Raw genomic sequence first — 25,820 nt, 5'->3', positions numbered from 1 at the left:
ATTATTAACCTCTCGCGGTAGCGGTGTGCTGGATAGCACGGAGATCAGCGATCTGCTGGGCTTGACGGAACGCCTCATTGGTGTCGCGGGGCGTGAGGTTGATGGTCGTCGAATAGTCGTAGGACGCCATCGACGTCGACCCATTACCGTTGGACCTGATCACCTGGTTGGCGGTGCCTGTCGCTGGTGCCGCCGCGGCCTGATAGCCACTGTTAGACAGGGCTGCGGAGGCTTGCGCGGAGGCGATGCGGGCTTTATGCCAGGAGTCCAAAGTGCCCGCGTAGGCGGTGACTTCGGATGGGATCAGGGTGCGCGGGTCCGGTATGCCGAGCGGGTCCAAGGTGCTGGAAACCAGATCGTTGAACCCGGTTTGGAAGGCTCCTGTGAACCGTTCTTTCGCCTTCTCCCCCACCATCGGCAGCGTGTCCACACCAGGATTGATCGGGACACCGTAAGGGCCTGGTGTGCCGTCCGGATTGATGCCGGCGAAGTTGGCGGGATTACCGGAGTCGAGTGGTTTCCCGTTGCTGTCGACCGGCATCGGCAGGGCTTGAAGCTTCTGTTCCATGCCTGGCATTTGCCGGATGAACGCTTCAAACATTTTCCATTGCGGATTCGTGAGGACTGCTTCCGGGAGTCCGGAGGCGTTGAATCCGAATGTGCCGTGGGGGAAGATGCCGCCCTGGTCGTAGCCGTGGCCCTTGCCCCACACGGTGGTGAGGTCGTTGCCGTACCTGTTCCGGTAGTAGCGCAACGCTGCGACCATGTTGGAGAAGGGGTCGCGGCGGTTGTTGGGCAGTTCGGGGTCTCGGTATGCCTCGTAGGTGGAGGGAATGACCTGTAGGAGACCAACACCCGCCTGTTCGCCGGTCCCGTTGACGTCGACGACCTGTTGAGCGATGTTCGGGTTGCCCCCGGATTCGCTCTTGATCTGCGCCAACATGGCGTTGACTTGCTGCTCGTCGTCCGGGTTGAACCCGACTCGTCGCATGGCTTCTTTCGCCATGTCCCGCCAGTGTTCGACACCCCACGACGGGTCGTAGTCGACCGGCTCCCCCGTGCCGCCTGCGCCACCGAATCGCTCTGTGACCCAGTTGATGACGGTGTCCGCCATTTTGCGGGCGAACGCTTTCGGGATTTGCCCGAACTCGCCGAGCCCCGGAATGTCGGGGACGTTGTCGGCGAGACCACGCAGAGGCTTGGCAAGCAGGTTGTCGATCAAGAAGGATTTGCCGCCCGAGAACATCGACCCGATACCCGACCGGACCCGGTCGAACAGGCTTTGCTTCTCCTCGTCCGACAACTGGGTGAGGAACCCGTCAGCCGCCCAATGCACGTGATCCTGATGCTGGGCGTTCGTGGACGAACCGAAGTTGAACGGCGCCCCATCATTCAGGTTCTGCCAGCCGTTCAACGGCCAGTGAATGAGTTCGGCTGACTGCGGGTAGGTTTCGTAAATCCAGCGGGCGATCTGCTGCATAGGCCCGCCGAGGTCGATCGCCTTACCTTGCATGTGATAGTCGAATCCGGCGCCCACATCAGCGAACCTCTTGCCGCTGGTGAGGATCGCGGACGGTATCGCGGACCGGACCAGATCCCACAAATGCATTTGGATCGGGTCCAACGGGTCCGAGGTGGAGACGATGCCGCCGCCCTCCGAGAACCCGTCACCACGCGACTGCTGGCCGCCGCCCCGCAGAACCGAATTCCGCATCTGGTACATGGCTTCGTGCCCGCCAGCAGCGCGCACCTCATCCGCAGTCCACACATGTTCGCCGCGAGACAGCCGGTACAAGCCGGCCCGGTCGTCCTTCCCGTTACCAGGGCCATGAACCGGGCCGCCAGGACCACCCATCGCACGAGCCCCAACCAGCGGCTTCGAAAAACCGCCGCCCGAGGTTCCGGGCGAGAGAGCTGCCTGTACATGCTCCAGTGGCTCCCACTTCGGGAGGCCGATCTTGTCGGCCACCTTGTTCCATACGTCGCCGAAACTGTTGAGGACATCCACGACCGCGTTGATGGGGCCTTGGAATTGGGTGGCGAGACTGGACAGGCTGGAACCAACACCGGACACAATCTGGCTGAAGAAGCCTGGCAGTTCGGAGAACGCGGTCCGCAGTTTCCCGAGGACACCTGTGCCGGTGGTGGTTGTGACGACACTGTCGACGCTGGCACCGAACTTGCCCCACTGGCTCGTGGCGTTCGTCAGACCGGTTTCGGTGTCTGTAGCGACACCTTCCAGGCTGTCATTGATGCCTTCCCGGCCCGCCCCAGCGAACCAGGTCGAAAAATCGTCGACCCCGGTTTGCATGAAGTTGAACTGGGTGGGGACACCTTCGCCGATCTCAGTGCGCGCCGAATCATGGACGGACGCGAACTGTTTCGTCATCCCTTGCAGGCGAGCCCCGACCTTCGCGGCTGTCTCCTCCGGGAACCAGTTGTCCGCGTTCTGCATGACGAACGAGCCGCCGCGGCCACCGCGAGGTGCGCCTTCCGGTTTCTCGCTGTTCTCGCCCGGCGACATGGTGGTGTCGTCAGCGAAATCGAGGACACGATCACCGATCGACCCTTCACGGACACCAGGGAAGATGCCGCCAGCATGGTCGAGGCGGTTGCCGTGCTTGTCGACCCGCTCACCGTCGTAGTTGTAGTACTCGGTGCCGCCGCCCTGGGAGGCAGGGATTTTGCGGGTCTTCGACGGGTCGACAGCTTTCGGATCAACCGGGCCGGGCGTGCCGTACCCGGTTTCGCCGCCATCGTTGCCTGTCGCGCCCCAAACCTCTGGGGGTTTCGGTTCTTCCTGCTCGCCGGGGGTGAAGAAGTCGACGATGTCATGAGCCAGCTTCAAAGCATCGACGATGCCCTCAACTGTTGCTTTGACATCGGCGAAGAAGTCCTTGATCGACTTCTGGCCTTCAGGTGTGCCCAGGAACTCTTTCCAACCCTGGAACGTGTCCCGCAGGCTTGTCAGCCAGGATTCGCCGGTTTCGTCGGAGCCGGCGAAGATCTCTTTGATGACGCCGCCGAGTTCGCGGACCACGCCGATGATGTCGCGGAAGGTGTCCAGCGATTCCTTCAGGAAGTCCCGGAACTTCTGCTGACCTTCCGGGGATTCAGCCCACTCGCGGAATGACTTTGCGAATCCCTGGAAGTCCTGGGCGCCGCCGAGCATGAACTCTGAGCCGACACCGGACAGGGACAGGAAGCCTTGCACGAGGTCGTTGATGCCGTTGAGGGCTGGCTGGATAGAGGCCGCGACGTTGTCGAAGATGGTCGACATTTTGTTGCGGGACGCTTGGGTGTCGAGGTCTGCGAGTGCGTTGCGGATGCCGATGTTCAGTTGTTCGGCGATCTTGCCGAGACCGGTTTGCAGGGTTGGTATCCAGTTGCGGGCCAGGTTGGAGACAGAGTCGCCCATCTTGTCGAACAAGCGGTCCTGGATGGCGCGACGGAGTTCACCGAACGGCTCCTTCAACGCCACCATCTGCTCCACGAAATTGCGTGCAGCAGGCGACAGTTTCCCGAGCGCCTTCTCATACTCTTCGACCGCGGTCGAACCCTTATTAGTGGCGTCCGTAACCGCCTGCTGCGCCTCCACATACGAGGCTTGCGCGTCCGCGAGCGTGCCATAAGCGTCGATCAACGCCTGATTCGCGTCCCCCTCAGCCTCAACAGCAGAAGTGACAGCCTCCTTCGCGGAAACCACCGCGTCGGAGCCCTCCACGCCGAGAGCATTAGCCTCCGCCGCCTTCTCGGCGAGGCGTTGGTTCTCGCGGATAGTGTCTTCCTGATCCGCCAGAGCCTGCTTGACGCTGTTCTGGGCGCGCGCCCTGTCGATGGCATCCGAGTTCGGGTCTGAAAAGGTCTCAAAAAGTGACCTTTGGGCTTCAGCGACAGCGATAGCTGCGGACTCTTCCGTCAAAGCGGTCCGACCCAACGCGCGGTTGAGGTCGTCAATGTCGTCCTTGGCGGTCTTCCGTGCGCGGTTCAACTGCTCTTGTGCGCGAAGCGTGTTCTTTTGCGCATCCCTGACGCCGCGTTCAGCAGTGGTGATACCGCGAGCAGCCTGCGCCACCTGCTTTGCGGCGCTGGCCTGCTGCTTTTGGGCGTTGGCGATGTTCTTCGCCTTCGTCTCCGCATCCTCGCCAGCACTATCGGCGGCTTTCCCGGCTGCGGTGAACGCATCCGACAAGCCGCGAGTGCCGACCACGAGGGTTCCGATGACCGCCGCAGCGCCCGACAGGGCTGCTGGGATCAACCCGATAACGCCTGCCGCTTGAACGAGCTGCCCGATCAGCGGGACCATAGACACGGCGGCGAGGGCGACGAGACCAGTGGTGGCGAGGCTCGTCAGGTTGCGGAACGAGAACATGTTTTTGGTGGCGTCGGTGAGGGCGCTGTTCAACCCGTTCCAGCCGGCGAGGAATTTGCTGCCGAAGCCGTCGCGGTTTCGGCGTGCCCTATCCAGTCGGTCGTCTGCGTCTCGCTGCTGGTTCATGAGCCCGGTGACGCGGCCCAACTCGTCGGCTTCTGTGCGTCGTGCGCGTGTGAGCCTTTGGAGGGCAGCCATTTTCTGTGAGTCGGTGGCGGTGGATCGCGCCATGACTTCGTTGTATTTCTGTTGCGCCAGGCGAGTGTTGTCGGTGGCGTCGCCGTGTGCGCGTTGCGCCTGCTCCAGGCGGGCCGCGATGTTCGCAACCTCGGCTTCAGCGCGGGCAACAGACGCCCTGTCGATCTCCACCTGCAACCTGATCGCGCGAATCGGGCGGGTGAAGATGTTGCCGGTCAGGCGGCGTGTGGTGCCGCCGAGCCCGCCTGCGCCGAGAGCGGATGTTTCCTGGCCGATCGCGCCAACGAGGGTGCGGAGGGCGAGCAGTTGGGCCATCGCGGATGCGGTGTCGATGTTGACGTTCATCGTCAACGGGATGGCGGCCTGAGCGGCCCGGAACGCCTCCAACTGTGCGGTGGCCTGGGTGAGGTCGACGTCGACCGGAATCTTCGGTTTCAAGGTGCCGGTGGAGGTTGTGAGCTTCGTTTTCAGGTCTGCGCGGAAGCCCTTCGCGAGCGCGGGCCGGAACTCGATCAATGTCTCTGACCGGAGATGTGATTTGACGCCGCCGACAGCGGTTTTCAGGTCGACGCGGAACCCTTCGCGCAGTTCGGGCGTGAACTCGATGGCCGGCTTGTAGTCCTTCAGCGAGTTGGTGACTGCGGTTCGCAGGGACGTCTTGAACCCGGTGGCGAGCTTCGGGGCGAACAGGATCTTTTGGTCGACACCTGTCGCGGCGGTCTTCGCCTTGCTGCGGAGGTCTGTTTTGAAGCCCTTCATCAGGGTGGGTTTGAAGACGATGTTGGGGTTGATGCCTTCGGAGGCGACCTTCACTTTGTCGCGCAGGTCGGTTTTGAAGCCCACCATCAGCTTCGGGGAGACGGTGACCTTCAGGGATTCGTCGATCGGCTTCAGGAGAGCTTTAGTGTCGACCTTGAAGGTCTTGCTGAGTGCCGGGCGCAGGTAGATCCTGGCGCTACCTGCGCTATAGCTGGGCCATGTCGCCATGTGGCACCGCCTATGAAGGTGTGGGCGTGCGTCAGAGCCGCCAGAAGAAGAGGTGGTGTCGCGGTGTGGTCACGCAGACACGAGAAAGGCCGAACCAGAGCGGTTCGGCCTTCGAGGGAGAGCGGCTATGCAGCCTTACGCGAGTTGTTCAACCAGCCATGCGGAGATGGTGGCATTGTCGTGGCGGTACACAACCACGTCTACTACGAAGTCGGTGGCGATCTTCGGTGGCACTTCACGCAGCGGAGAGCCCCACAGCGACAGGTAGGTGTTGCAGGCCGTCCAGGCGGTCCGCTTGTTCCCATCCTGGAATGCATGGGCACGTGCCAGCCCCTCCAAGAGGGCGGCGCCACGTTGCAGCACTGTCTGGTGCTTGTAGTAGCCGCCGAACCCGGCCAGGGGAGCGGCTAGAGCGTTCTCCAGCTTGCCGAGGTCGAGAATGGCGTGTCTGCTGCCAGTCATTTGCCGGTTGATGGCTATGACGCCATCAACCGGCAGTGCGAAGTTGCTCACCTGTCAGCGAGGAGCCTCAGTGTTTCCTTCCAGCGCTCCATCTCTAGAGCGGCGGCCTGCATGAACACGTCGTGAGGGATCTCCGTCAGTTGGACGGCAGGTTGCGCAGGAATGTCCTTCTCCCCTCTAAGAACCTTCGACGTGTACCAACGTTTGATCTCAGTGTTCGACATCTCGGCGTTACCAGGCACATCATCAGGCAGAGGGCCACGCGCGATCCGCCACGGCTGCTCATGGCTCAGCTCGACCAGGTCCGTCTTGCTCAACTCTGCATAGAACCCGAGGACAGCATTAACCACCGCCGCCGCCTGCGGGTGCAAGGCATCAGGATCGGCGCCCGGCAGCTCGGTGGACCACTGACCTGCGCGGTCGTACTTGTTCACTCGGAACACGGTCGGCTGAACCGGGCCGTCGATCCATGCCTGGAACTTGTCTTCAAACATCGGCCGGCCATCCCACGCCAGGTGCCAGGCTTGGGAGAAGTACAGCAGTTTCTCCAGTTTCCAGGCATCGACCCAGCCGCACTGCCGGTAGATGTATCCGGCGACGTCAAGCGCTGTAGCCATCGCGCGCTCCTTCCGTTGCCTACGGTTGCCATTCTACCGGTAGAGGGTTTCCATATGGCAAGGCGACGTGCGGCACTACCTGGGGTTACGCATCTGGTTTGGTCTGTTCGGTCCACATGGAGCCATCCCACCAGCGGGTGACACCCGAGGGGTGCATGTAGAAGCCTGGTGGGGCTTTCGTTGGGGCTGGTGGCGGAGCTGGTGGCGTGGACGGCTCACGAGGGTCGCCGACACGTTTCAAGGCACGCAGCAGCAGGAACACGAACAGTAGGGTCACTCCGATGACGCCGATCGCGGCCATCTCGCCGTTGCTGTAGTTCCTTGCGTCCGCCAGCCAGATCACGAACACGATCAGGAACAGGGCTGCCGCGCCCTCCAGGACCGGATTGCGGTTCATCGGAGAGCCACCTTCACGCCACCAGACCACATCGAGTCGTGGAACTCCATCGTGGCAGGCACAGTGCCCACCGGGACGTCGAACACGAGCTTCACGGAGATGGCGAAACCGGGATTCAGATCCGACTCCCATGTTTCGGAGCCGAGACGACGTGCCGCACTGGAGTCGTTGGCGAACTCGCGGCCCTGATCGTCGATCAACACTTGCTCATCATCCCAAAAACTGCGGGGCTGTTTACCTGTGTTTGTGATGTCCACGCTCAACACGATGAACTCGCCCTTAGCCTGATAGGAGCCGATCGATGTGACGGGCGGGTCCATAGCGGTAACCCGGAACTCGAACTGCCCATCCCGGACCGCTGATCCTGGTGCCGGAAGGTCAGGTGTCCTCTTCACTGGTTCGGGCGCTGGAGGTGCGGGCGCCGCTGGCGCTGCCGCTGGCGTGCCTGCTGGTCTTGGTGAAGTGCGGGTGGTGCTGGTGGCGGATGCTTTGCTGGTGTCTCCGCCGCCAAGTAGTGCCGTGCAGCCGCCGAACCAGACCACGACCGCGGCAACAATGAGTATCCAACCCCACGCCGGCATCGGCTTCTTCGGTGACCGATACTGTGGCCGATATCCGGGTGGTGGCGGTGCCTGATACGGCCCGCCTTGCTGCGGATACTGCGGTCCGGTCCACGGCTGTTGTGGTGGTGGTTGTGGTGGATACGTCACGATGGTTTCCCCTGGCTTGTGTGGGCGTCGCATCCTCATCGGATGCGGTCGCCGTATGTTACTGCCAGGTGGAACGTCGCGATGTCATACGTTGATACCCATTGCCCGAAGTCCGGCGTACACGTTGCGTGTCTCCAGTTCGTCGCGGATGCGTTGTTCCGCAGTCATCGGGCGTGGTTCGGGCGGGAACGGTGGCGGTAGTTTCCCGCCCAAACCGGCTGCATATGCCCGCATCTGCTCTTTCAACAGATCAATGATCCGCAGCAGCAACAAGACTTCGAGCGTGTATCCGAGCGGGGTCGGTGGTTCAGCCTTATCCGAGAGTGGCTGCTTCGCCCGTTCTCGCCCCAGATCCTCGTCCATCGCCAACGCTGCTTGATACCAGCCGTGTCCGGGGAGCCGTCGCAGCAACCGATACAGTTGCCGCCACGGCCTCACCCCGCGAAAGAAATCCAGCAGGTCAACCCCCAACTCGCGTTGAAGGTCGTATTCGATTTCCTCCCCGTAATCCTCTATGAGGAGTACGAGGGCTAGTCGCCCCCCGGCAGATCAGCGCCCGCCTTCTCGCCAGGAACGGCACCGAAGTGGTCGTTGATGTCGATGAACAGGGGGATCAGCACATCGGAGTGGGCGCGGCCCACCACATCCCACACCCGCTGGAACGAGTCACCGCACACAGCCTCGAACAGTTCCCGAACACGGGAAACATCCACGCGCCCCTTCGAGTCGATCAGGGCGGCGAGCGCCGTCACCTGATCGGCAGTCACGGGCTCGTGAATGGGGGTGGGCGGGTTGGTGCCGTCGAACATGTACGGCGGCTTCGGCTCATAGCCTGCGGTGGATTCCTCAACGAGCTGAGCCCAACGCGACTTCTGGGGGGCAGCAGTGTCGACGGCGGGGGTGGTGGTTTTCCTGGGGGGCATAGCGTCTCCTGGCGAGAGGGGTTGTTACTTGGTGGTCTTCGAAGTGTCGGCAGGCTTGGTCGCGGGTGTGGGCTTGCGGGCTGGTGTCAGCTCAGGCGCAGCAACCTTGTAGCCGCGGGCAAGCAACTGTTCACGCTCGACAGCGGTACCGACGAGGACGCGCCGCCTATCCGGCGCCACCATGTAAATCGGGTCCATAAGAATCTCCTGGCCTGGCGAGAAGGTGGGGGCCGCTCCGTGCGCGGCCAGGAAACGCGCACGGAGCGGGGTTCAGAGAGCCTGGAATCAGGCGTAAGTGACGGCGTAGTTCGCGCTGGCGCCGGTCGCGTTCGTGACGACCACGTTGTGCGAGCCCGCGGTCTTCGCGGGCGAGATGATCGCCAAATGGGTGTCGTCGATGATCGTGAAATCGGTGGCAGCAGTGCCACCCACCGTGACCCCGGTGGTGCCGGTGAAATGCTGACCCAGCAGGACAACCGATTCGCCGCCCGCCGCGGCGAGAGAACCGGCCGGCAGATGCGAAGTGATGGTCGGGACGGATGCGGTGGCGGTGAAGTCCATCTCGTCGAGCAGGGTGGTGACGCCGGGACCGCAAATGACGTTCTTCATCGCATAGCCGAGGGTTTCGTCGATCTTCGCCGACCACGTGATGTTGTAGGAGAGGGAACCGTCCTGCGACCACGACTGTTCACCGATCTCGGTGACGGTGGCGCGCGGGAAGACACGCAGAATCCAAATCTGGTCGGTGCCGCTGCCGTCGACCATGCCGAAAATCAGCCGGTGGTAGCGGGTTTCGGGGGCGGTCGGGTCGTTCCACTGGAGTTCACCCGTGGTGGCGTCAGCGTCGATCGCGGACAGGTCCAGGCCGCTGTACAGTTCCAGCGTCTGCCGCTTCGTCTCCAGCAGGGTGGTGGAGACCGTCATTTTGCGGGAGATGATGTCGGTGCGGGGAGGCTCCAAAGCGCCCCACGCTTCGACGTCCGAGGATTCGATTTCCGGGCGGAAAGTCGGGGGCGCGTCCTTCGCGGTGAGGCCAAGGGACTTGAAGCCCGCCGAACCGAGATCCTGGAACTCGGCGCTGACACCGCTGGTGTAGGCGGCGGGGAGGGTGGCGCTCATGTTGCCGATGAGCACGAAGCCCTTGTTGGGGCGGCGGATGAGCGAGGGCCGCCAGTTGGCGACCTGCTCGAAAGTAGCTGCAACCATGGTTGGTTCCTTGTGGTTGGGCACACCCAGAGACCCGGCCACCAAGGAACTGGTGCGGGCGGTGTGAGAAGAGAAGAGAGGATTTAGGTGCGTGGCCTGCGGTAGGAGAGACGCACAGTCGCGGTGAATTCGCGGAGCTGACGTTGCATCGGGTCCATCGGCATCGGACCCGTCACTTCATCCACGGTGTCGATCAGGAAACCACCCGGTGCTGTGTTGCCTGCATGCCGGATGCGTTCCTGCGCCGTCTTTTTCAACGCTTTCGCGGCGGCACGGGTTGGGGCCACATATTCGAGGTCGACGACCGGATTGTCTGCGACACCGTCTTCTTTGCCGCCGACACGGTTGACGAAAATGTAGGTGGTGAGACTGTCGTCGATGAATGTGACGACTGGTGCGAGGTCGTCGAGGAGCGCTTTCAGGACTTCGTCGTATTCCGGGTAGTCAGGCAGGGACACGGCGGGGCTCCTAGCCTTCGATGTCTCGGATGAAGTCGCGCATCACATGTTCGGCGGCGTTGTAGCGGGTGCCGTGTTCACGGAAGCGGGCGTAGTAGCCGCTCGCGTAGGTGACGCCCTCGATACGCCCGTCTTCGCCAGGCCCGGACAGTGCTTCCACGTGGGTGGCGTTGAATCCGGTTCTCCACCGGACTCGCAGCGACCAACGATCGGCGCCCTGCTCCGCCAACTCGTGCACGAACGCCGTCAACTCGGGCGATGTCCGCATGAAGGTGGTGTCTAGATTGAAGTCATGACTGTCGTACTCCACTAGTGCCGTCCTTCTCGATCGTGAACCGCACCCCGGTAGACCAGCCCGTGAATGGGTTCGGCGTTTCCCGGACTTGTCCGTCGATCACGAACACACGGCCGTCAAGTCGAATCCGGTCCCCCTGCTGCACGTCCGAGCCGTGTGGGGCCGTCACCTGGGCGGACAGCATGAGCACTTCGCCCTTGCTGTTGTCCTCACTGTCGGTGCGCCACTTCAGGTCGCATGGACCGATCTGATGCTCTGGGGATGCGCCCGCCATGGGGTCGCCCTGCCAGTCGGTTTCGGGGTCGCGGATGACGGTCAGCATGGTTCCGCCCGGAAAGGTGGGGTGCTGGTAGGTCACCATGTGTCTGGCCTCGTGCTCGCCATGCCGGCGTTGCGGAGGATGTCGAGTGCGGTCGGGATGAGCCGCCGCAAAGACACCTCCACCTCTTCCGCCGTGACCGAATCCGCGTATGTGACACTGCCGCCGTCCGCCGACTGGGAGGCGATACCAATTTCCCGGCCCGCAGAACCAGCAGCAGGGTTGATGCCAGCAGTGATCCACATGGCAGCATGCGCGCACGTAGCATCCCGCATGGCTTCGATCACATCCGGTTCCGTAGGCGCCCCCGCAGGACTCACTTCGTAGTGGTCGCAGCGGGTGGCGGTGCGGACGAGGATGGATGCGTAACGGATCGCACGGGTCGCGACCGCCGTGGTGGGTGGTTCGTCCAGCCAGCCAGACATCAAATCATCGGGTTGCGCATAGACGAGCATCAGGCCGCCTCAGCCGCCTTGCGGGGTGCAGCCTTCTTCGCGGGCGCCTTCTTCGCGGCAGGCGGCTCGGCGACCGGCTGCGGTTCAGGCGCACCCTCAACCGTCACAGTGACGGGGTCAGCCGTAGGTTCAGGCTGCACAGACTTCCCTTGTGCGCCCGCCTCATCAGCGGTGACCTCCCGCCAATACGCCCACTCCAACAGATCCGGGCGCGGCGTCTCAGACTCAATGACCCGGCCGCCATGCAGATAGCGGTAGTAGTGCACTACCAGTCCTCCAATTTGTGAGAGTGCCGTGGCGCCGAATACGACGCCACGGCACACGAATCACGCTTCCCAGTACTGGCCGGTTGCGATCTTTTCGACCGCGTCCTCAGCTTCGGCGAGCGTGGCGAAGGTGGCGCCAGCGGTGAGGGTGACCCCACCGACGACGACCTTCAGCTGAAACGGCTCGTTGTAGACCGCCTGGATCGTGATGCGCGTGATCGCATCAGCATTGACGTACTCGCGGACGCTGCCCGAATGAAGCTTGATCAGCGCCATCGGTTACGCCAGGTCGCCACGCAGCAGCACGCCACGGTTCGCATCCAGGGTCTTGGTGCCGAACAGGATGTCGACCGAGATGACATCGGACTTGATGTCCATGTCGTAGTCCTGCACGATGCGCAGCGACAGACCCTTGTAGGACTCCATCGCACCCCACGTGTTCGAGCGGGGCAGAGCCAGCGGGGCCGACGCGAGCGCGAGAGCAGTCTTGTGGAAAGCAAGACCGACCTCAGTCTTCGGCTGACCGACCGCCGGGGAACCGGCAGGCTGCACGATGTTCTGCGTCATGTAGGCGCCGAACCCGAAAATGTTTCGGCCGATGCTGCCGTCACGCAGGGCGGCAGTGCTGCCCGACTTGTCGGCGTGCTTGATGATGTCCGAGTCGAGCCACTTCGCGCGAGTGGTCGGTCCGACCACGGCGGAACGCTCCGAAGACGGCACCTTCTGAATGTTGAGCAGCCGGTCGGCCTCAATCAGGTTCTCCGGGTGCTCCCACAGGTTGTGGTCGCCGGTGGTGACTCCACCGTAGTAGGTGTCGCCCGCGACCTGAGTGAAGTCAGCCTTCGCCTGCGCGATGATCGCCTGATCGACCGCCTGGGCCAGCGCCTCACACGCCGGCGCGAGGAACTGTTCGTCGAAGTCCTCCAGGCGGAGGGTGAGATCCTGTGCGGTGATCGCGAACGACACGTCCCGGTGCTTGTCGAGGGTGACGTCCACGCCGGTCTCAGTCGCGTTCTGGACGGTGATCGACGGGGACGCAGGGTTGAACGTCTGCGCGGTGAAAGTCGCAGGCTTGCGGATCTTCACCGTCGAACCGATCTTCTGGCCGCCCCACTCCGAAGAAACATCGGTGTAGACGAGGGGAACCATGCACAGGTTCTCGTACAGGTTCGCGAGCGCCTTCTTAGCGATCACGGAAGGGGTGAGCAGGGTGTTAGCCATAAGGCTCTCCTAGAAAGAGGGAGGGGATTGCGCACTCAGTCGTCGCGGTTGTTTCCGCGGTAAGTGCGCCGGAAATAGTCGATGTCCTTCTCCCCCGCATTGGGGGCGGCATTACCGTTGGACATGTCTCCGCCGCTCCTGGGAGCCGACACCCGGTCGACCTTTTTGAGCTTCGGGTTGTTTTCGACCGCCGCAGCGACCAGCGCTTCCACCTGGGTAGCGAAGTCGTCGGCGTCAGTGTCGAGAGATTCGATCGCCGCGTTTACGGTGCGGGAATCGAGGAGAGACGTGAGATCGCCGTCCACCTTCGCGGCGGCGGCAGTCAAAGCGTCTTTGCGTGCATAGTTGCGGAGCCGTTCAGCCACAGCATCGCGTTCGGCAGCCAGTGCCGTTTCGCGTTCCTGCGCCTGCTTCAACAGCTCAGCGGGGTCGGGTGGGGCGTCGTCGTTGATCAAACCCAGGGTGCGGGCGATCTGCTCGGTGAGAGCCTTCTGTGCTGCGTCGGCAGCTTCTTTCGCGGCCTGTTCGGCGGCCTCTTTACCCTTTACGCGGGCAGCGGCGGCCTCGTCACGCAGTTTCTTCACGTACTTTTCGTCGTACGTCTTTTCCGCGGGCTTCTCCGGTTCGACCGGATTGTCTGCGGGGCTTTCGGTTTCGGCACCCTGTACATCGGTGCCGATATCCGTGTTCTCGTTCGCCCCCGTGACGGTTTCGACAGCCTCAACGACAGTCTCAACAGTTTCGGTGACAGTTTCCTGGGGGGTGGCTTCGTCGGCCATAGAATGTGCCTCCTGGACACGTGGAAACACTCGTACGGCGACCTGGCCTGCAAGAGTGTTGAAATGACGAAACCCCCGAAACGAAGTCGGGGGTCATTTGAATGCCCGCCCAGAAAACGGCGGGAAGAATAGGTGTTACAGGTTGCGGATCAAATTGACCCGCTCCTGCTGTCGTTGACGGCGAGCAAGCGCGCGAGCTTGGCGGCGCCTCGCTCGCACTTCATCCGGGACACGCACCGCCCGTGGTGGGGTCGGTGCATCCGGTGTCCACACGCGGATCGTGTGGCGGCAGCCGCGGTGAAATAGTCCGCGTTCACGAGCCTCAGCCAGTGAGCACAGGACGCGTACAGCGACCGGGCTGCCGAGACTGTTGTTGACGCTGATCGCGCCCACCGTCGCACCCGAGATCGAAATACACTCGCCCTCGAACTGGCGGCACAAAGGGCAAGCACCCGGAACATCGGAGACAATGAACAAGTCATGTCCCGCCGCGGCGGCTTGCGCGCAATAGCCGTCCACCTCGGCGCGGGTGATCGCAGACCGGACAGCCAACTCCACATACGACACCAGGTCGTAGCGTCGGCCCCTCGCGTCGACGAAACCCGTGATCCCCTTGCGGGCGAACACTTCCAGTGCGCGGCGCACAATCCGGTCCCGATCCATGCTGTCGGCGGGATCAGCGCGGACCGCATCATTCACGATCCGCCTGAACCCGTCCTCCATCACCTGCGGCACATGATCATGTGCCGCCCGCACCACAGTCAGGGTGTCATCAATCAGGGATTGCACGGCCACAGCCACGGGTGGGGTGTGGGGCAGGTCGAGGCGGGCAGCAGTCATGCCGTCCCGCCACGCGCCGGTCAACGCCTCCGCCAACAGTGGTCGGAACTCATGTTCGGTGTCATCAAGGGTGCGGCGCACCTTCAGACGGAACTTCACTGTCCGCAGCAACGCCTGCTGCAACCACACGTACGGGCGTCGCACACTCGCAGGCAAGCCAGTCGCCAACAACTCCAGCAACCGTTTCTCCAGGCGCCGATACAAGCGGACAATCGGACCCACCCGGCGGTCACCAAACGACGGGGTGAGAGGCATCAGGCGGCCTCCGCCTCATGATCGGGTTCCACCTCACCCTGGAAATCGGTGTGCGCATCCTGATCCGCGGCAGCAGGGTCGAAGTCGCCGCCGTCAGGGTCAGGAACCGAAAACTCGTTCTCTTCCTTGATGCGCTGCACTTCTTCCTCGACCTGCGGGTCCGACCAGTTCGGGTTCCGTTCCCGCACAGCCTGTTCAATCGACATGGCGAGCGCGGACCGCAGATTCTGGATCGTCAACGACTGCTGCACTGGATCAATATCGACACGCACCGGGAACACCATTTCTGGGTCCGCCGTCACCTCGAACGATTCACCGTCCGGGTAGACGACACGATCCAACGCGAGCATGGTCCGCGCCAGCGGCTGCATGCCCGAACACCAGTAGAGCGCCTTGCGTGCGCGAGTCCGGTTCGACAGATCCTTACGCGCCGACACTTCGGTGGCGGTCATTGCGCCCGCCAACTGGTCGTCACCGAAATCGCCTGTCGAATAGCCGCAGGCCACGAGAATCCGGTTGAGAAGCGTCTGACAGGTGGCGAGATGCTCCTCATGGCGGATCGCGAACTGTTGGGCTTGCACCAACTGTGCGGGTCCGTTCTCGTTCAGCAGCACGTCATCGGCGGGAACACCAGTGAACACAGCCTGCTCAGGATCAAACGACGAACCCTGGCCCGGCCCGTTGTCATCCAAAAGCTGTTGGGCGACAAACAAGCGGGCCTTCGCCAAATCAAGGTCACGCATCCACGAGCTGTACGCCTCATCCAAAGCGTCAAACAGTTGTTCGACGCCCTCGAAGTCGGAGCGGCCCAGCGACGACAAACCTGGCACGTTCCGCCACTTACGGGCCGGACGCACATTCGGGATGTAGGCGGCTGTCAACCCGTCCACGTTCGTCGAGATCGACTGATCATCATCCACTGCGTCCGCAGCCCACTTCATGACATCCAGTGACTCCAACGGCTGCTCGTAACCGATATGGTCGCCATCCCCCTTGTAGAGGGCGTGATAGATGCGGCCCGCTTCATGTCGTTCCAGATGCCGCCACACACCCTGCTTGTCCTCGGCGACGATCGTCCAAAACGTGACCGCCACCAGACGCCCATACCGCCATTCAGGGACAGCAGCGTCAGGGCTGACCGCGGAGAACATGACTTTGTCAGTGGCGTCCTTGTCCCACCAGAGCCGCAAGAACACACCACCCAGTGCTGCCTGGATTTCGGCGGCTTCCAGGAATGTTGCGATCGCGTCCGGTCCACCCAAAAGTTGTTCGAGGCGGGTTTGCGCGGCTTCGAGATTGGTGGCGTCTCCGTCGTTCAACAGCCATGTCGGAGGTTGTGCGAACAGCAGGTCGGCGCTCGTGCGTGCCACATCTGCGGCGGCAGGGACATGAATCCGTTTCGTCGCCTGCTGCGGTGGACGCCCCCAAAACCAGCGCGCAAGCCGACCGATCACGCCAGACGAATATTGACTAGACCTGACCTTCGGCGGTTTGCCGTCCGGGTATTGGGTGTAAAAGGAGGCGAGACTATCGGTATCGCCGGCTGCCCACGCGTTGTGCAAGTCATAGGAGGCTTGGGCGGTGCTCCACGGTTCGGGCGGCCAGGCGCCTTTGTACACGGGCATCGGCATGCGACAGCCTCCGTATGGGGTAGGCGCCGCGTGGCGCTGTGAAGTTGGCGATGGGGCGGTTACACGAGTGAGAGGTTCTCGAACTCTGGGCCGCGGGTGGTGTAGATGAGTGCGCCCTGACGGGACTCTGCGCCCGTCTTGTCGCGATACCAGGCGGAGCCGCCGTCGAGTGTGGGCGAGCAGATGATGGTTCGGGTCGCTGACTGCTGGATACCGGTCTCATGCCAGTGGCCGTGCAGGAGGAAATGGGCGCCGGCCGGGTTGCCGTGATGGAAGGCTTGAGAAGCCCACCAGTCAGCGGCCTTGCCTTTACGGAACTGGTGTCCGTGCAGGAGGGTGAAGACGCTGCCGCCAACCCGAACAGTCATGTAGCCCTGGTCTTTCGGTGGAACCTGCACACGCACGTGTCCGTAGGCGGCGGGATTCTCAGTGAGGGCGTCGGAGACTGCGATTGCGCCTTCGGTAGCCCAGTTGTCGTCTGCGCGGGTCTGCACGGGGCTGCGGGTGGCATCGTCGTGGTTGCCGCCGATGACTGAGACTGCGATGTCGTCAGCCAGCGGGGCGAACGCTTTCACGGTCTCCAGGAGGGTGCGACGCCACAGTCGGACTTGCTCAGTGATGGTGAGCGACTGCCGCCACGCGAGCTTGCCGCCTTGTGAGACGCCGCCGTTCTCGATGCAGTCACCAACGAAGGCGAGGTGTACGGCGGCGACACCGTCCCGCTTCTGCCGTGTACGCAGTTCATTCACTGCGCGGTCGACGGATTGGAAGTACCGGTCGATGGTGCCTTCGACTGAGTAGCCGTCGATCTTTCCGAGCTGCAAATCACCTGCCTGGTAGACGAACACGCCATCGCCAGCCACGCCGGTCAGCTCGTGCGGCGTGCGATCCCGGATGGAGTCGATCAGTTCGTCTAGGTTGCCCTTGACGGTTTTCGGCGCGATCTGGAACCGGTAGGCAGCCAGCCATTCCCCGTTGAATGCCTGCCAGCGGGAGATTCGCGGGTTGCCGATGATCTGCACTTCGTCCGGGTTGTATCCGAACTGTTCGAGCAGGTCCGTGTAGGAGGCGGGCGGCTCCGGGAGTGCACCCGTCTGGATGTAGCCTCCGCGAGAGCCGTCGAATTCGGTGCGCGGCTTGTATTCGGCTTCGGCTGCGGTGGGTTGCTTCAGGAGGTCGTCTGCGAGGCTCACGCGGCGGCCTCCCGTCGCGGATAGCAGGAGCAGTCTCGGCGGCAGTGGCGGCGGAACTGGGTTTGCCCGACTTCGCAGCCGTGTTTGACTGCCAGCCGCCACAGGTCGACGATGGTGCCGCCGCGTTCGAGGAAGCTGCTGAATGCGGTGGCGTCGCGCGGGTCGAGTGTCGCGATCCATTCCCCTGTGCCGCAGGGGGGCCGCTTCTTTTCGAATGCCGCTACTTCGTCAGCGAATCCCACAGGAGCCTCCATAGTGTTTGTTGAACACTATTGTATGCATCGCATGCAACCTGGGTTTTATGCTGCTTCTTCGACTTGGCGGCCGGGGAGGGTGTTGAGTTTGATGTGTCGCCGCCATTTACGTTCGGCGGTGACGAGTAGATAGCGGGTGGCGTCGATTCCGTGGTCATTCAGTTTGATGACCTGGTCTTTGCCTTCCACGCTGGCTTTCTCATCCCACACGTACGCGGGGATCTCTTTCAACAGTTCCGGTACCCGATCCGTGAACTTGAGTTTGTCGGCGGAGAGGAGCGCGCACATGGTGCGTATCCCGTACAGGACATCCTTGTTCGCTTTCACAGTGGCGAGACCATCCTGTTTCAACTGGACACGAAAGTCTGCGGCTGAGGAGTCGACGATCACGGGTGCTGTCCATCGCGGCAGGTTTTCGGGGTCATCGTTCGGATGGTGGACAGTGTCGATCCAAGCGCGCACACCTGCCGACAGTTCAACGTTCGACCAGCGGGCAGCCTCCGAGTTCGCCTTATACCGCCATTCATCCATCACATACAGGACATCATCGACACCATGCCCGATCATGACCGCATGAGTCGGGTTTGTGGTGCCGTGGTCGATACCGACACCGACAATCCACCGCATATCAGGCAGGTCTTCCCATCGGATGACATGCCGGTCCCGGTCATACATGTCGAACACCGCGCCTTCAGCGGCCACCCACTCGCCGAGGATGAATCGTCGATAGAAGACGCCCGTGAATTCAGCTTTTTTGCGGGTGATCCATGCCGGGTCAAGTTGCGGGTTGTCTTCCATATAGAAGTCCCACACTTGAACATCCATGCCTTCTTCATGCCGGCGGTCCATGAACTTTTTCTTCAAATAGTGTTCAGGGTTGTCGGGGTTGGTGGTGGCGAGACAGCGGGCGCCGGGCTCCGACAGGCGGCCCTGTAGCTGGGTCCAAAAATTTTCGGGCAGCAGGGTCGCTTCATCCACCAACGCTAGGTAGATGGTGGAGCCGCGGATCTTCGACTCTGCTGACTCATCGTTGGCGCCGATCAGATGGATGGTGCGTCCGAGGATGACAGCTGTGGATGAGCCGCGTGTGTGGTGGATTTCTTTGGAGAGCGGGCCGAACAGGGACCGTTTCTGCATCGGTTCAAGGATGTTGCGTTCGATCGTTTGCAGTGTGCGGCCGACGATGATGATCATGGCAGCTTCCGGCGCTCTGGCGACGCCGAGGAAGAATGCGACGATGCTGCTGATCGTTTTCCCGCTGCGGATACTTCCGTTCCAAATGTTGATGGCGGCTTGTTCGGATTCGACGATGGAGGCGATTTGTTTGCGTGACATCGACAGTTTGCCGAGGTCGGGGCTCACTCGTCGTCTCCGTCCTCGTCGCTTGCCTCGCTGGCTTTGTCGAGGGTGTAGGCGGTGTGGAGGGCTTCCACCAACTGTCCGACCATGCTCTTGGATTCTGCGGACACGTTGCCTTTAGCGTCTGCGACAACTTTCAACTCGGCGTGTTTGTAGAGGCCGAGGAGTTTCGCGCGTTGGTCTTCGATTTGAAGGGCGCGTTCAATCTTCCAGGTGTCACCTTTGGTGGCGTCCTTGTATACGCCTGCCAACCAGTCGTCGTAACGCTGGATGATGATTTGCACCCATTCTTCGGCGGATTCGCGGGTGATGTCTGCGATGGCGTCGCTGATCCATCGGGAGACGGTGGATTTGTGGACGTCCATGATGCGGGCGATTTCGCTTTGGGATTTTCCTTCGCGCCGCATTTTGAGTGCCTGTGCCCGTTTCTCTTGTACGGCTACCTGCACTTCGACGGGGGTTGTGTTTTTGCGTGCCATGTGTGTCCTCCCTTGCGCGGGGCGCCTTGGCTTGTCGCGTTCGGGGTGAGGGCGTACCGCCTGGGTACGCGTGGGGATGGCTGTGGACGCTGGACCGTTGGTTACATCAACAGGTGCGTACACTGGGTGTATGGATGGTTTGGATGAGTTGCGTGTGGTCCGTCAACAGTTGGAGGACTTGTTCACGCGCCGCGATGAGTTGTTTGTGGCGTTGCGGGGGCAGCGTCGGCCTGTGCCGTGGGAGCAGTTGGCGGAGGCTGCGGGTATGTCGCGGATGGGGGTGATCAAGGCGCACAACAAGCGTGTCGCCGAGCTAGAGAAGCAGCACGAGCAGCCTGAGTGAACGGGTCGACCTGGGCGGGCAAGAGGCCGAGTAGGTGTGCGGCGGTGACGAGGATCGCGGCGCGCGTGAGTACCGGGTGGGCGGTCATGGCGCGTTCACAGGCTGCCGTGAGGAGTTCTTGCGGATCAGCCACCAGCTCGTAGGCGGTGACGGCGGCGATGAGGGCGATCCATGCGGGTCCGCCACGGAGACGGGCGCGCATGGGTTACTCCTCGTCGTCTCCGCTGTGGACCATGCACGTGTCGCCCATCATTTGGGCTTGCACCGACCAGAGGGCGGCCATCATGTCGACTGGCGACATTTGTTCGGTTTCCAACGCGAGTTCGAACGGGCCGAGCTTCAACCGGAATTTCATGGGGTCTCCTGCTGTTCGCGGCCGTCCAGGCTGTGATGCACGTAAATCCAGCCTTTAACCTGCTGGTTTTCGATGACTGGGCGTGCGGCGGGGCCGCAGACACAGTCGGTGGTGTCCTCATGCTGGATGAGGTCGCCGAGGGGGATGGCGTGGGCGTGGTGGGGGCTGGTTTGACGGACTAGCCAGGGACGCCCACTACCGCTAGGCATCGTCAGCGGGCACCCATGTGACGTACCAGGCCCCGCGCTGCCATCGATTCAGGTATCCGGTGACATGGTCGGAGTCGATGACTTCTTTGCCGATTTCCCATGTGTCGTAGATGAGTTCCTTCCAGACGCCTCGCCCGCCGTGGTCGATGGCGACCGCGCGGAAGGCGGCTTGGAGTGACTGGTGTTCACTGCGTCGTTCCCCGTCCCAGGTATCGGGGTGTGTCTTCTCGACAACGATCCAGCGTCCGGGCTGCTCGGTATGGCTCGCGCGGATCATGACTACTCCCCTACTGGTGTGCTGACTGCGTACGCGATCCACAGGGCTTGCACGGTGAGGCCGATTGCGGGGCCGAGTAGGGACCACGGGTAGCGGTACACGCAGATCAGCCCGGTGACGCCGATCGCGGTGAGAGCGAACGACCACCATTGAGAGATGATGGCTCAGCCCTCTGTGTTCTCGGTGACCCGAATGGCGCGCACATCGTCAGCAGCTGCCAGGTAGACAGTGCGGGGATTGCCCGTCGTGCCTGCCTCGAAGATGATGTATCCGCCATCGGGGCGTCCGGGAAGGCTGAAGGTGTCGGCCTGCACGCGCTCGATCTCGTCGTTGCGGAACGTGATCTCGTACGTGCGGCTGGGGCTGCTCATTCTGGTGTCTCCTGGCGGTTGATGGTTTGCTGTGCTGCGGCCCAGGCGAGTTTGTCGGGAGCGTATCCACCCCAATGCTGTTCGCCAGCGACGACTACAGGGGCCTGCTTGTATCCGAGGGACTGGATGTATGCGAGAGCGTCCGGGTCTTCCGTCATGTACACCAAGTCGTATTCGGCTTCGAGGTCGTCAAGCTTCTTGTACGTGAAGCGGCACTGCACGCAGTTCGGTTTCGTGTAGACGGTGATGCGCATCAGGCGGTGAGATCCTCAGAAGGTCGGCAGCGGCGGGAGTGCGGGCAGCGGTGGGGGCACGAAGTCGAGCACCTGGGGCGGGAGGAGCGGGTCCACCCATTCCGGTGTGTAGTCACGGATCGGGGTCGGCGTGTACGGCTGCGGGGTGAACGCGTCGATGATCGGGTTCGCGTCCATCATGTTCGGCAGCGGGCCGGGCTCCCACGCAGGCAGCGGCAACGGCTCCACAATCGGCGGTACCCCGGTGGGCGTGTTTTGCGGGATGTTCGGGTTCGGGCTGGGCTTCTCCACATAGTGATCCCCCGGACCCCAATCCGCGCCCTCATTCGGTGCGTAACCGTGCCAGCCGAACAAGAAACCCTGCACGCCCAAACCGAACCTGACCGGATCAGACCACGGCGCGGGCGAGTCGCACACGAAATCGTATTCATGGCAGACACTCGTCACGTTCGGCGCCGGATCCCGATGGTCCGGGTTGCTGGTGCCGGGGTAGACGCCGGGGATCGCGTCATAGATGCCGCCAGGTCGCCGCGGATCGCCGTAGAGCACAACCTCATCCGCAAGGGCGGCCTGGTTGCCTGCGACTTCGGCGCCGAGCGAATGCCCGATGACCTTCACATGTCCGCCAGGGCACTCGGCGCGGTAGTTGGCGATCTGGGCGGCAAGCACTCGTTCACCCTCCGCGACGGACTGGTCCTTCGTGTACGGGCCAGTCGGCCACACCGACGACGAGTAGTCCACGGATTCGACCCGGTTGCCTTCAGCCGCAGCCTGATCCAAATGGGCGTCCATCATCGTGTGCACGCCCGCACGCTGGGCGGCCTGTTCCCCGTTACCGCCCACCCCGATCACGAGAGGCCGGCAATCCGGTTCAGCCTGAGCGGCCGGTAGACCCAATGGTCCGAGCCACACCACCCCCACAGCGGCGGCGGTAGTGATGACGGCGATACGACGGGCCATGACGCCTCCCAGGCGTTTAGAGAAAGTTGAAGCCCGCCAACAGGTGGTAGCGACAACTGTTGGCGGGCTGACCGCGGCGCGTGAAGCTGCCTGCGGTCACGCCACCTGAGCACCTACAGTCATCAACCAGCAGGGATGACGGCCCCGACCGAAAGGGGGCACGAGGGGGTGGCGAAACTGAGCGGTGGGGGTTTGGATTCAACCGGGTAGACACCGACTACCTCATTTGCGTTACCCCACAGAAAGGGGTCGCACCGCACACGTAAGGGCGGTTAAGTTCAGTTGCTCGACTCGTTGTCGAGTTCGGGGCGGATGCTCACCGTGCGGGCGAACACCGTCAATGTCACCTTGACTACACGGTCACTGTCGTCACGGGAGTTGATCGGATGCACGATCACCGGATGCCCGGCAGGGGTCGGCACGCGCTGGCCGTTGATGCGGATCTCGTTGGGGGCGAGGATGCTTCGCTCCTCCGTCAACTCCGCGACGTCTTCCACGCCGTGCACTCGCTCAATGATCTCGATGTCGCAGGCGGTGGGGAGCGGTTCAGCCATGCTCGGGCTCCTGGTCGAGGCGGTAGAGGCCGAGCAGTTCGTCTGCGTCGGCGCGTTCAAGGGTGACCGTGTACGAGACGACTTCACCGTCAGTAGTGACCGGGGTGCGGGACACTTCACGGTATCGGCAGCCTTCAATGAACCAGTCCGCGCCAGGGGTGGTGGGCGTCAGGCTGGGTGTGCTGTAGTCGATCACGATCGCCTCTTCCCGCCGCCCGGCCAGCGACCGAACACGTCTCTGTAGTAGCGTGCTGCGAGCCCGGACGCTTCACGCAGCGACATGTGTTGCAGCAGCAAGGTTTGCAACGTGGTGAAGGGATGCTCGGAGGTCGCCCACCGTGCTTTTCCCTCGCCGGTGGTCCAGTATTGGTTTAGCTCGCGGGACGCCCCGGTTTTGCCGTCAGGATCAGCCATCACGTCCCCCTTGAACCTTCACCCCGCCACGGATCACATTCGCCGGGCGGCTTGTTGCAGCAGCATGTGAGACCGTCACGCGGGCAGGTCGAATCCGCGTCAGGCTGCCCGGTGTATTCGTCCAACCAAACGCGGGTGTCGTGCTTCGACATCAAGCCGCGCGGTAGTGGACGTGATCGGCGTGCGCAGCAGCGACATCCGCATACATGGGAGCCAGTACGGCATCCACCTTGCCCGCGAGATCAGGCATGCCGATGAGGGCGCCTACATACTCGGCGGTGTCGCGCACGAGCTGCCGCGACTGCTCCTCCGTCAACTCGACAGTGGTGGCGGGCTGGAAAGTCTCGAACTCGTCCATGCGGGGCTCCTGGCGTCGGGCTGGAAAGAGAACACCGGCCGCCCCCACCCGGAACGGGCACGGTCGACCGGCAAGAAGGGATAGCCTGGCTGCCGTCACCGGGAGAACAGGCTATTGCGGATATAGAGGTAAGTGCGCGTTGTCCCTGGCGATCGACCCAGGCACCCGAACGGGTGGACACGAGACGCGCCCCTCGTGATTTAAGCCCGCCGCCAGAGGCAGAGGGTGGTGCACGGAACTCCGGCCCGCACAACGCGGCAGCGTGCACACTGCCTGTCGACGTGCGGAGGCGGGCCGAATTGTCGCGGTGGCGGGACTTGAACCCGCGGCCTCTGGGGTATGAGCCCAGCGTGCTGCCGAACTGCACCACACCGCATCAGACGGACACCGCACACGCGGTCCCGTCCTTGTCCTCGGGGGGAGGTCGAAACCAGCGAAACCCGAGGCTCAGATTGAGGACCGGCCCTGGACTGCCGAAGCAGCGGAACCGGTCATGATGTCGCGGTGCCTGGTGCGGGCCATAGCTGACAACACCAGGCGTTGAGAACCGTCAACCGAAGCCGAGAGTTCTCAACGCTTACCGCTGCGGTGGCGGATGGCTGCCGTAGCCACACCATCCGCCAGCGAGAACCATCAGCCGAAGCGGGATGCCCTCTACCGTTACCGCGGTCGCAGTCGATCGGCCTCGTCGTCCGGCGAGTAATCCGGTCAACCACTTCCCGATCTACCGCGATAGACCGGGCGAAGTTAAGGGGTGGGGAGAGTTCCTAGCTCTCCGACCGGGGCGTGAACCGTAAGGCTATGTAGTCCCGGTGCTGCGACCGTCCCGCTAAGGACCAGTTTCCGCCCGCTAAGGGTTCCTCTCAGGCACTTGCCCGTCGAGATCCTGGCAGTCGCACACATTGTGGCCCGATTCGCGCAAGCCACACACTCTGTCACCACCAGCGTCGGCCGCTAAACCGACGCTTTGCTCCCCGCCCGCGACTCGAACGCGGACCCACCCTGACCAGACCCTTAGCGGGCACCTGGTCGCAGGCACTCTTCCAATTGAGCTAGCGAGGAAGCCGATATGAAGTTGTCAGCTAGACGCACACCCCGGAGGATGCGATCCGCGAACCCTCGGGGCTATCCGAGGAGCCTTTCCCTTATCACACACCGAACTGCGGGCATGACGGAGACAAAGAGGACCATAGCAGGTTTGTCAACGTAAATTGACGGGTCATTTGTTAATTCCATGTTAATTCACGGAACGGAGACTCCACGCCGGATCATCAACCAACTCAATCCCCTCATCCGGGTCCGGCAGCGGCACATACGGTGTCCGCAGGTCGAGCGTGAACCCGGTCGCCTCGCAAAACTCTTCCAACGTGGTGATGCCACCGAGCCGATCACCCAACCTGACCGCGGATTCGAGGCTCAACATCCCGCCTGTTGCGCGCACATACACTTGCGCCGTCCCATACCGGTATTTGAAGCGGAAATGTTCCCCGTCCTCGGTCCACACATCCCACGCAGACGGCAGCCCGTAGCAGAGGTGTTTCGCTTTCACGATGACAGTCATGCCGCCCCATAGGTGTCGTTGGCTTCTTCGATGACAGCTTCGACACTGTCACCGTAGATGTGGTCGACGATCGCGTGATAGCGCCACACCTGATCTACCCAGCGGCCGTCTGGGAGCTGCCACACGGACCCGCAAAAGTTCCATGCCGCGTGCTGTGCGCACAGTTCGCCGGGCCGAGCGGTAAGCTCCTGCACAACCGAGCGGTTCAGTTCATGGTTGAAGTTGGAGTACACGGCTTCTTCCGTGTATTCGGTTGGTGTCTCCAGTGCCGCAATGCTCATGCCGCCTGCTCTCTTCTGATTCGTGTGCCTTGTTTTTCCCGTACTCTGCCGACACCGCGTGGCCCATAGAATTGGGCGCGTGTCACTTCTCCGGCCCGCACTTCGGGCGCGAGATGCCCTCCATGCCACACACCTTCCCGCACTGGGCAGCGATAGGCTTGGATGCGTTCGTTGGGGAACCGTCGTTTACAGGCGCGTTTCGCAGCT

Annotated in this window: 35 protein-coding genes and 1 tRNA gene; 1 reads left to right on the top strand and 35 read right to left on the bottom strand. The window is 62.5% G+C overall.

Annotation, left to right across the window (positions count from 1 at the left end; translation table 11 throughout):
- Positions 1-4: 4 nt before the first annotated feature.
- The 23 genes from IU449_RS29335 to IU449_RS27190 all read right to left on the bottom strand — a co-directional run bounded on the left by IU449_RS29335 (position 5) and on the right by IU449_RS27190 (position 19,676).
- Positions 5-5,557, bottom strand: coding sequence for a transglycosylase SLT domain-containing protein (locus tag IU449_RS29335; RefSeq protein ID WP_228805803.1), 5,553 nt, complete (start codon positions 5,555-5,557; stop codon positions 5-7).
- Between the two features lie 135 nt (positions 5,558-5,692).
- Positions 5,693-6,070 (bottom strand): type II toxin-antitoxin system death-on-curing family toxin, encoded by a 378-nt coding sequence (locus IU449_RS27295; RefSeq protein ID WP_195005044.1) that lies wholly within the window; start codon positions 6,068-6,070, stop codon positions 5,693-5,695.
- On the bottom strand, positions 6,067-6,636 hold the full coding sequence (locus tag IU449_RS27290) for a Panacea domain-containing protein (protein WP_195005043.1): 570 nt from the start codon (positions 6,634-6,636) through the stop codon (positions 6,067-6,069). The genes IU449_RS27295 and IU449_RS27290 overlap by 4 nt, the downstream gene beginning before the upstream one ends.
- An 85-nt stretch (positions 6,637-6,721) precedes the next feature.
- Complete coding sequence (locus IU449_RS27285; RefSeq protein WP_228805802.1) at positions 6,722-7,033, bottom strand: DUF2510 domain-containing protein; 312 nt, start codon at positions 7,031-7,033, stop codon at positions 6,722-6,724.
- Entirely contained in the window at positions 7,030-7,614 is a 585-nt protein-coding gene (locus tag IU449_RS29565) for a DUF4352 domain-containing protein (protein WP_195005071.1), read from the bottom strand. Before IU449_RS29565 ends, IU449_RS27285 begins: the two co-directional genes overlap by 4 nt.
- 213 nt (positions 7,615-7,827) lie before the next feature.
- A complete protein-coding gene (locus IU449_RS27275; RefSeq protein WP_195005042.1) occupies positions 7,828-8,106 on the bottom strand; it encodes a hypothetical protein in 279 nt (92 codons plus the stop codon).
- Between the two features lie 167 nt (positions 8,107-8,273).
- Positions 8,274-8,666 (bottom strand): hypothetical protein, encoded by a 393-nt coding sequence (locus tag IU449_RS27270; RefSeq protein WP_228805800.1) that lies wholly within the window; start codon positions 8,664-8,666, stop codon positions 8,274-8,276.
- A 24-nt stretch (positions 8,667-8,690) separates the two neighbouring features.
- Positions 8,691-8,864, bottom strand: a complete 174-nt coding sequence (locus IU449_RS27265) for a hypothetical protein (protein ID WP_195005040.1) — start codon at positions 8,862-8,864, stop codon at positions 8,691-8,693.
- Positions 8,865-8,951: 87 nt separating this feature from the next.
- A complete protein-coding gene (locus IU449_RS27260; RefSeq protein ID WP_195005039.1) occupies positions 8,952-9,872 on the bottom strand; it encodes an IPT/TIG domain-containing protein in 921 nt (306 codons plus the stop codon).
- 83 nt (positions 9,873-9,955) lie between these two features.
- The gene (locus IU449_RS27255; RefSeq protein ID WP_195005038.1) at positions 9,956-10,330 is read right to left on the bottom strand and encodes a hypothetical protein; all 375 of its coding nucleotides are present in this window, start codon (positions 10,328-10,330) and stop codon (positions 9,956-9,958) included.
- Positions 10,331-10,340: 10 nt separating this feature from the next.
- On the bottom strand, positions 10,341-10,598 hold the full coding sequence (locus IU449_RS27250; protein ID WP_195005037.1) for a hypothetical protein: 258 nt from the start codon (positions 10,596-10,598) through the stop codon (positions 10,341-10,343).
- 22 nt (positions 10,599-10,620) lie between these two features.
- Complete coding sequence (locus IU449_RS27245; RefSeq protein ID WP_195005036.1) at positions 10,621-10,986, bottom strand: hypothetical protein; 366 nt, start codon at positions 10,984-10,986, stop codon at positions 10,621-10,623.
- On the bottom strand, positions 10,980-11,399 hold the full coding sequence (locus IU449_RS27240; protein ID WP_195005035.1) for a hypothetical protein: 420 nt from the start codon (positions 11,397-11,399) through the stop codon (positions 10,980-10,982). The genes IU449_RS27245 and IU449_RS27240 overlap by 7 nt, the downstream gene beginning before the upstream one ends.
- Positions 11,399-11,665, bottom strand: coding sequence for a hypothetical protein (locus IU449_RS27235; RefSeq protein WP_195005034.1), 267 nt, complete (start codon positions 11,663-11,665; stop codon positions 11,399-11,401). The genes IU449_RS27240 and IU449_RS27235 overlap by 1 nt, the downstream gene beginning before the upstream one ends.
- 60 nt (positions 11,666-11,725) lie before the next feature.
- On the bottom strand, positions 11,726-11,941 hold the full coding sequence (locus IU449_RS27230; protein WP_195005033.1) for a hypothetical protein: 216 nt from the start codon (positions 11,939-11,941) through the stop codon (positions 11,726-11,728).
- A gap of 3 nt (positions 11,942-11,944) precedes the next feature.
- Complete coding sequence (locus tag IU449_RS27225) at positions 11,945-12,886, bottom strand: P22 phage major capsid protein family protein (RefSeq protein ID WP_195005032.1); 942 nt, start codon at positions 12,884-12,886, stop codon at positions 11,945-11,947.
- Positions 12,887-12,921: 35 nt separating this feature from the next.
- The gene (locus tag IU449_RS29915) at positions 12,922-13,665 is read right to left on the bottom strand and encodes a hypothetical protein (protein ID WP_195005031.1); all 744 of its coding nucleotides are present in this window, start codon (positions 13,663-13,665) and stop codon (positions 12,922-12,924) included.
- Between the two features lie 135 nt (positions 13,666-13,800).
- Positions 13,801-14,760 carry a phage minor capsid protein gene (locus IU449_RS27215; protein ID WP_195005030.1) on the bottom strand — a complete coding sequence of 320 codons (960 nt, stop codon included), beginning with the start codon at positions 14,758-14,760 and terminating at the stop codon, positions 13,801-13,803.
- Positions 14,760-16,391 (bottom strand): phage portal protein, encoded by a 1,632-nt coding sequence (locus IU449_RS27210; RefSeq protein ID WP_195005029.1) that lies wholly within the window; start codon positions 16,389-16,391, stop codon positions 14,760-14,762. Before IU449_RS27210 ends, IU449_RS27215 begins: the two co-directional genes overlap by 1 nt.
- Before the next feature lie 59 nt (positions 16,392-16,450).
- Positions 16,451-17,584 carry a hypothetical protein gene (locus IU449_RS27205; RefSeq protein WP_195005028.1) on the bottom strand — a complete coding sequence of 378 codons (1,134 nt, stop codon included), beginning with the start codon at positions 17,582-17,584 and terminating at the stop codon, positions 16,451-16,453.
- Entirely contained in the window at positions 17,581-17,826 is a 246-nt protein-coding gene (locus IU449_RS27200; RefSeq protein WP_195005027.1) for a hypothetical protein, read from the bottom strand. The genes IU449_RS27205 and IU449_RS27200 overlap by 4 nt, the downstream gene beginning before the upstream one ends.
- A 57-nt stretch (positions 17,827-17,883) precedes the next feature.
- Positions 17,884-19,200, bottom strand: coding sequence for a PBSX family phage terminase large subunit (locus IU449_RS27195; protein ID WP_324188454.1), 1,317 nt, complete (start codon positions 19,198-19,200; stop codon positions 17,884-17,886).
- Positions 19,197-19,676, bottom strand: a complete 480-nt coding sequence (locus tag IU449_RS27190; RefSeq protein ID WP_195005026.1) for a helix-turn-helix domain-containing protein — start codon at positions 19,674-19,676, stop codon at positions 19,197-19,199. Before IU449_RS27190 ends, IU449_RS27195 begins: the two co-directional genes overlap by 4 nt.
- Positions 19,677-19,806: 130 nt before the next feature.
- On the opposite strand from IU449_RS27190, the gene IU449_RS27185 reads away from it, so the two are divergent.
- Positions 19,807-20,019, top strand: a complete 213-nt coding sequence (locus IU449_RS27185; protein WP_195005025.1) for a hypothetical protein — start codon at positions 19,807-19,809, stop codon at positions 20,017-20,019.
- Positions 20,020-20,224: 205 nt separating this feature from the next.
- Here IU449_RS27185 and IU449_RS27180 read toward each other — a convergent pair whose 3' ends face one another.
- From IU449_RS27180 to IU449_RS27125, 12 genes are all read right to left on the bottom strand, one after another.
- Positions 20,225-20,374, bottom strand: a complete 150-nt coding sequence (locus IU449_RS27180) for a hypothetical protein (RefSeq protein ID WP_195005024.1) — start codon at positions 20,372-20,374, stop codon at positions 20,225-20,227.
- 201 nt (positions 20,375-20,575) lie between these two features.
- Positions 20,576-20,860 carry a hypothetical protein gene (locus IU449_RS27175; protein ID WP_195005023.1) on the bottom strand — a complete coding sequence of 95 codons (285 nt, stop codon included), beginning with the start codon at positions 20,858-20,860 and terminating at the stop codon, positions 20,576-20,578.
- Between the two features lie 164 nt (positions 20,861-21,024).
- Positions 21,025-21,231, bottom strand: a complete 207-nt coding sequence (locus IU449_RS27170; protein ID WP_195005022.1) for a hypothetical protein — start codon at positions 21,229-21,231, stop codon at positions 21,025-21,027.
- Complete coding sequence (gene nrdH / locus IU449_RS27165; RefSeq protein WP_195005021.1) at positions 21,228-21,485, bottom strand: glutaredoxin-like protein NrdH; 258 nt, start codon at positions 21,483-21,485, stop codon at positions 21,228-21,230. Before nrdH ends, IU449_RS27170 begins: the two co-directional genes overlap by 4 nt.
- 15 nt (positions 21,486-21,500) lie before the next feature.
- Positions 21,501-22,445: a cutinase family protein gene (locus tag IU449_RS27160; RefSeq protein ID WP_195005020.1), complete on the bottom strand. Its 945-nt coding sequence runs from the start codon at positions 22,443-22,445 to the stop codon at positions 21,501-21,503.
- Between the two features lie 278 nt (positions 22,446-22,723).
- Positions 22,724-22,999, bottom strand: a complete 276-nt coding sequence (locus IU449_RS27155; protein ID WP_195005019.1) for a hypothetical protein — start codon at positions 22,997-22,999, stop codon at positions 22,724-22,726.
- Complete coding sequence (locus IU449_RS27150; RefSeq protein WP_195005018.1) at positions 22,992-23,195, bottom strand: hypothetical protein; 204 nt, start codon at positions 23,193-23,195, stop codon at positions 22,992-22,994. The genes IU449_RS27155 and IU449_RS27150 overlap by 8 nt, the downstream gene beginning before the upstream one ends.
- The gene (locus tag IU449_RS27145) at positions 23,192-23,413 is read right to left on the bottom strand and encodes a hypothetical protein (RefSeq protein WP_195005017.1); all 222 of its coding nucleotides are present in this window, start codon (positions 23,411-23,413) and stop codon (positions 23,192-23,194) included. The genes IU449_RS27150 and IU449_RS27145 overlap by 4 nt, the downstream gene beginning before the upstream one ends.
- Before the next feature lie 151 nt (positions 23,414-23,564).
- The gene (locus tag IU449_RS27140; RefSeq protein ID WP_195005016.1) at positions 23,565-23,771 is read right to left on the bottom strand and encodes a hypothetical protein; all 207 of its coding nucleotides are present in this window, start codon (positions 23,769-23,771) and stop codon (positions 23,565-23,567) included.
- A 302-nt stretch (positions 23,772-24,073) separates the two neighbouring features.
- A tRNA-Met gene (locus IU449_RS27135) sits at positions 24,074-24,147 on the bottom strand.
- A gap of 861 nt (positions 24,148-25,008) precedes the next feature.
- Positions 25,009-25,332, bottom strand: a complete 324-nt coding sequence (locus IU449_RS27130) for a hypothetical protein (RefSeq protein ID WP_195005015.1) — start codon at positions 25,330-25,332, stop codon at positions 25,009-25,011.
- Positions 25,329-25,613: a hypothetical protein gene (locus tag IU449_RS27125; RefSeq protein WP_195005014.1), complete on the bottom strand. Its 285-nt coding sequence runs from the start codon at positions 25,611-25,613 to the stop codon at positions 25,329-25,331. The genes IU449_RS27130 and IU449_RS27125 overlap by 4 nt, the downstream gene beginning before the upstream one ends.
- Positions 25,614-25,820: the final 207 nt, after the last annotated feature.

The sequence above is a fragment of the Nocardia higoensis genome, from assembly GCF_015477835.1.
Lineage (GTDB): Bacteria > Actinomycetota > Actinomycetes > Mycobacteriales > Mycobacteriaceae > Nocardia > Nocardia higoensis_A.
Note: the sequence above shows the minus strand (reverse complement) of the source record. Positions and strands in the feature narration are given on the sequence as shown.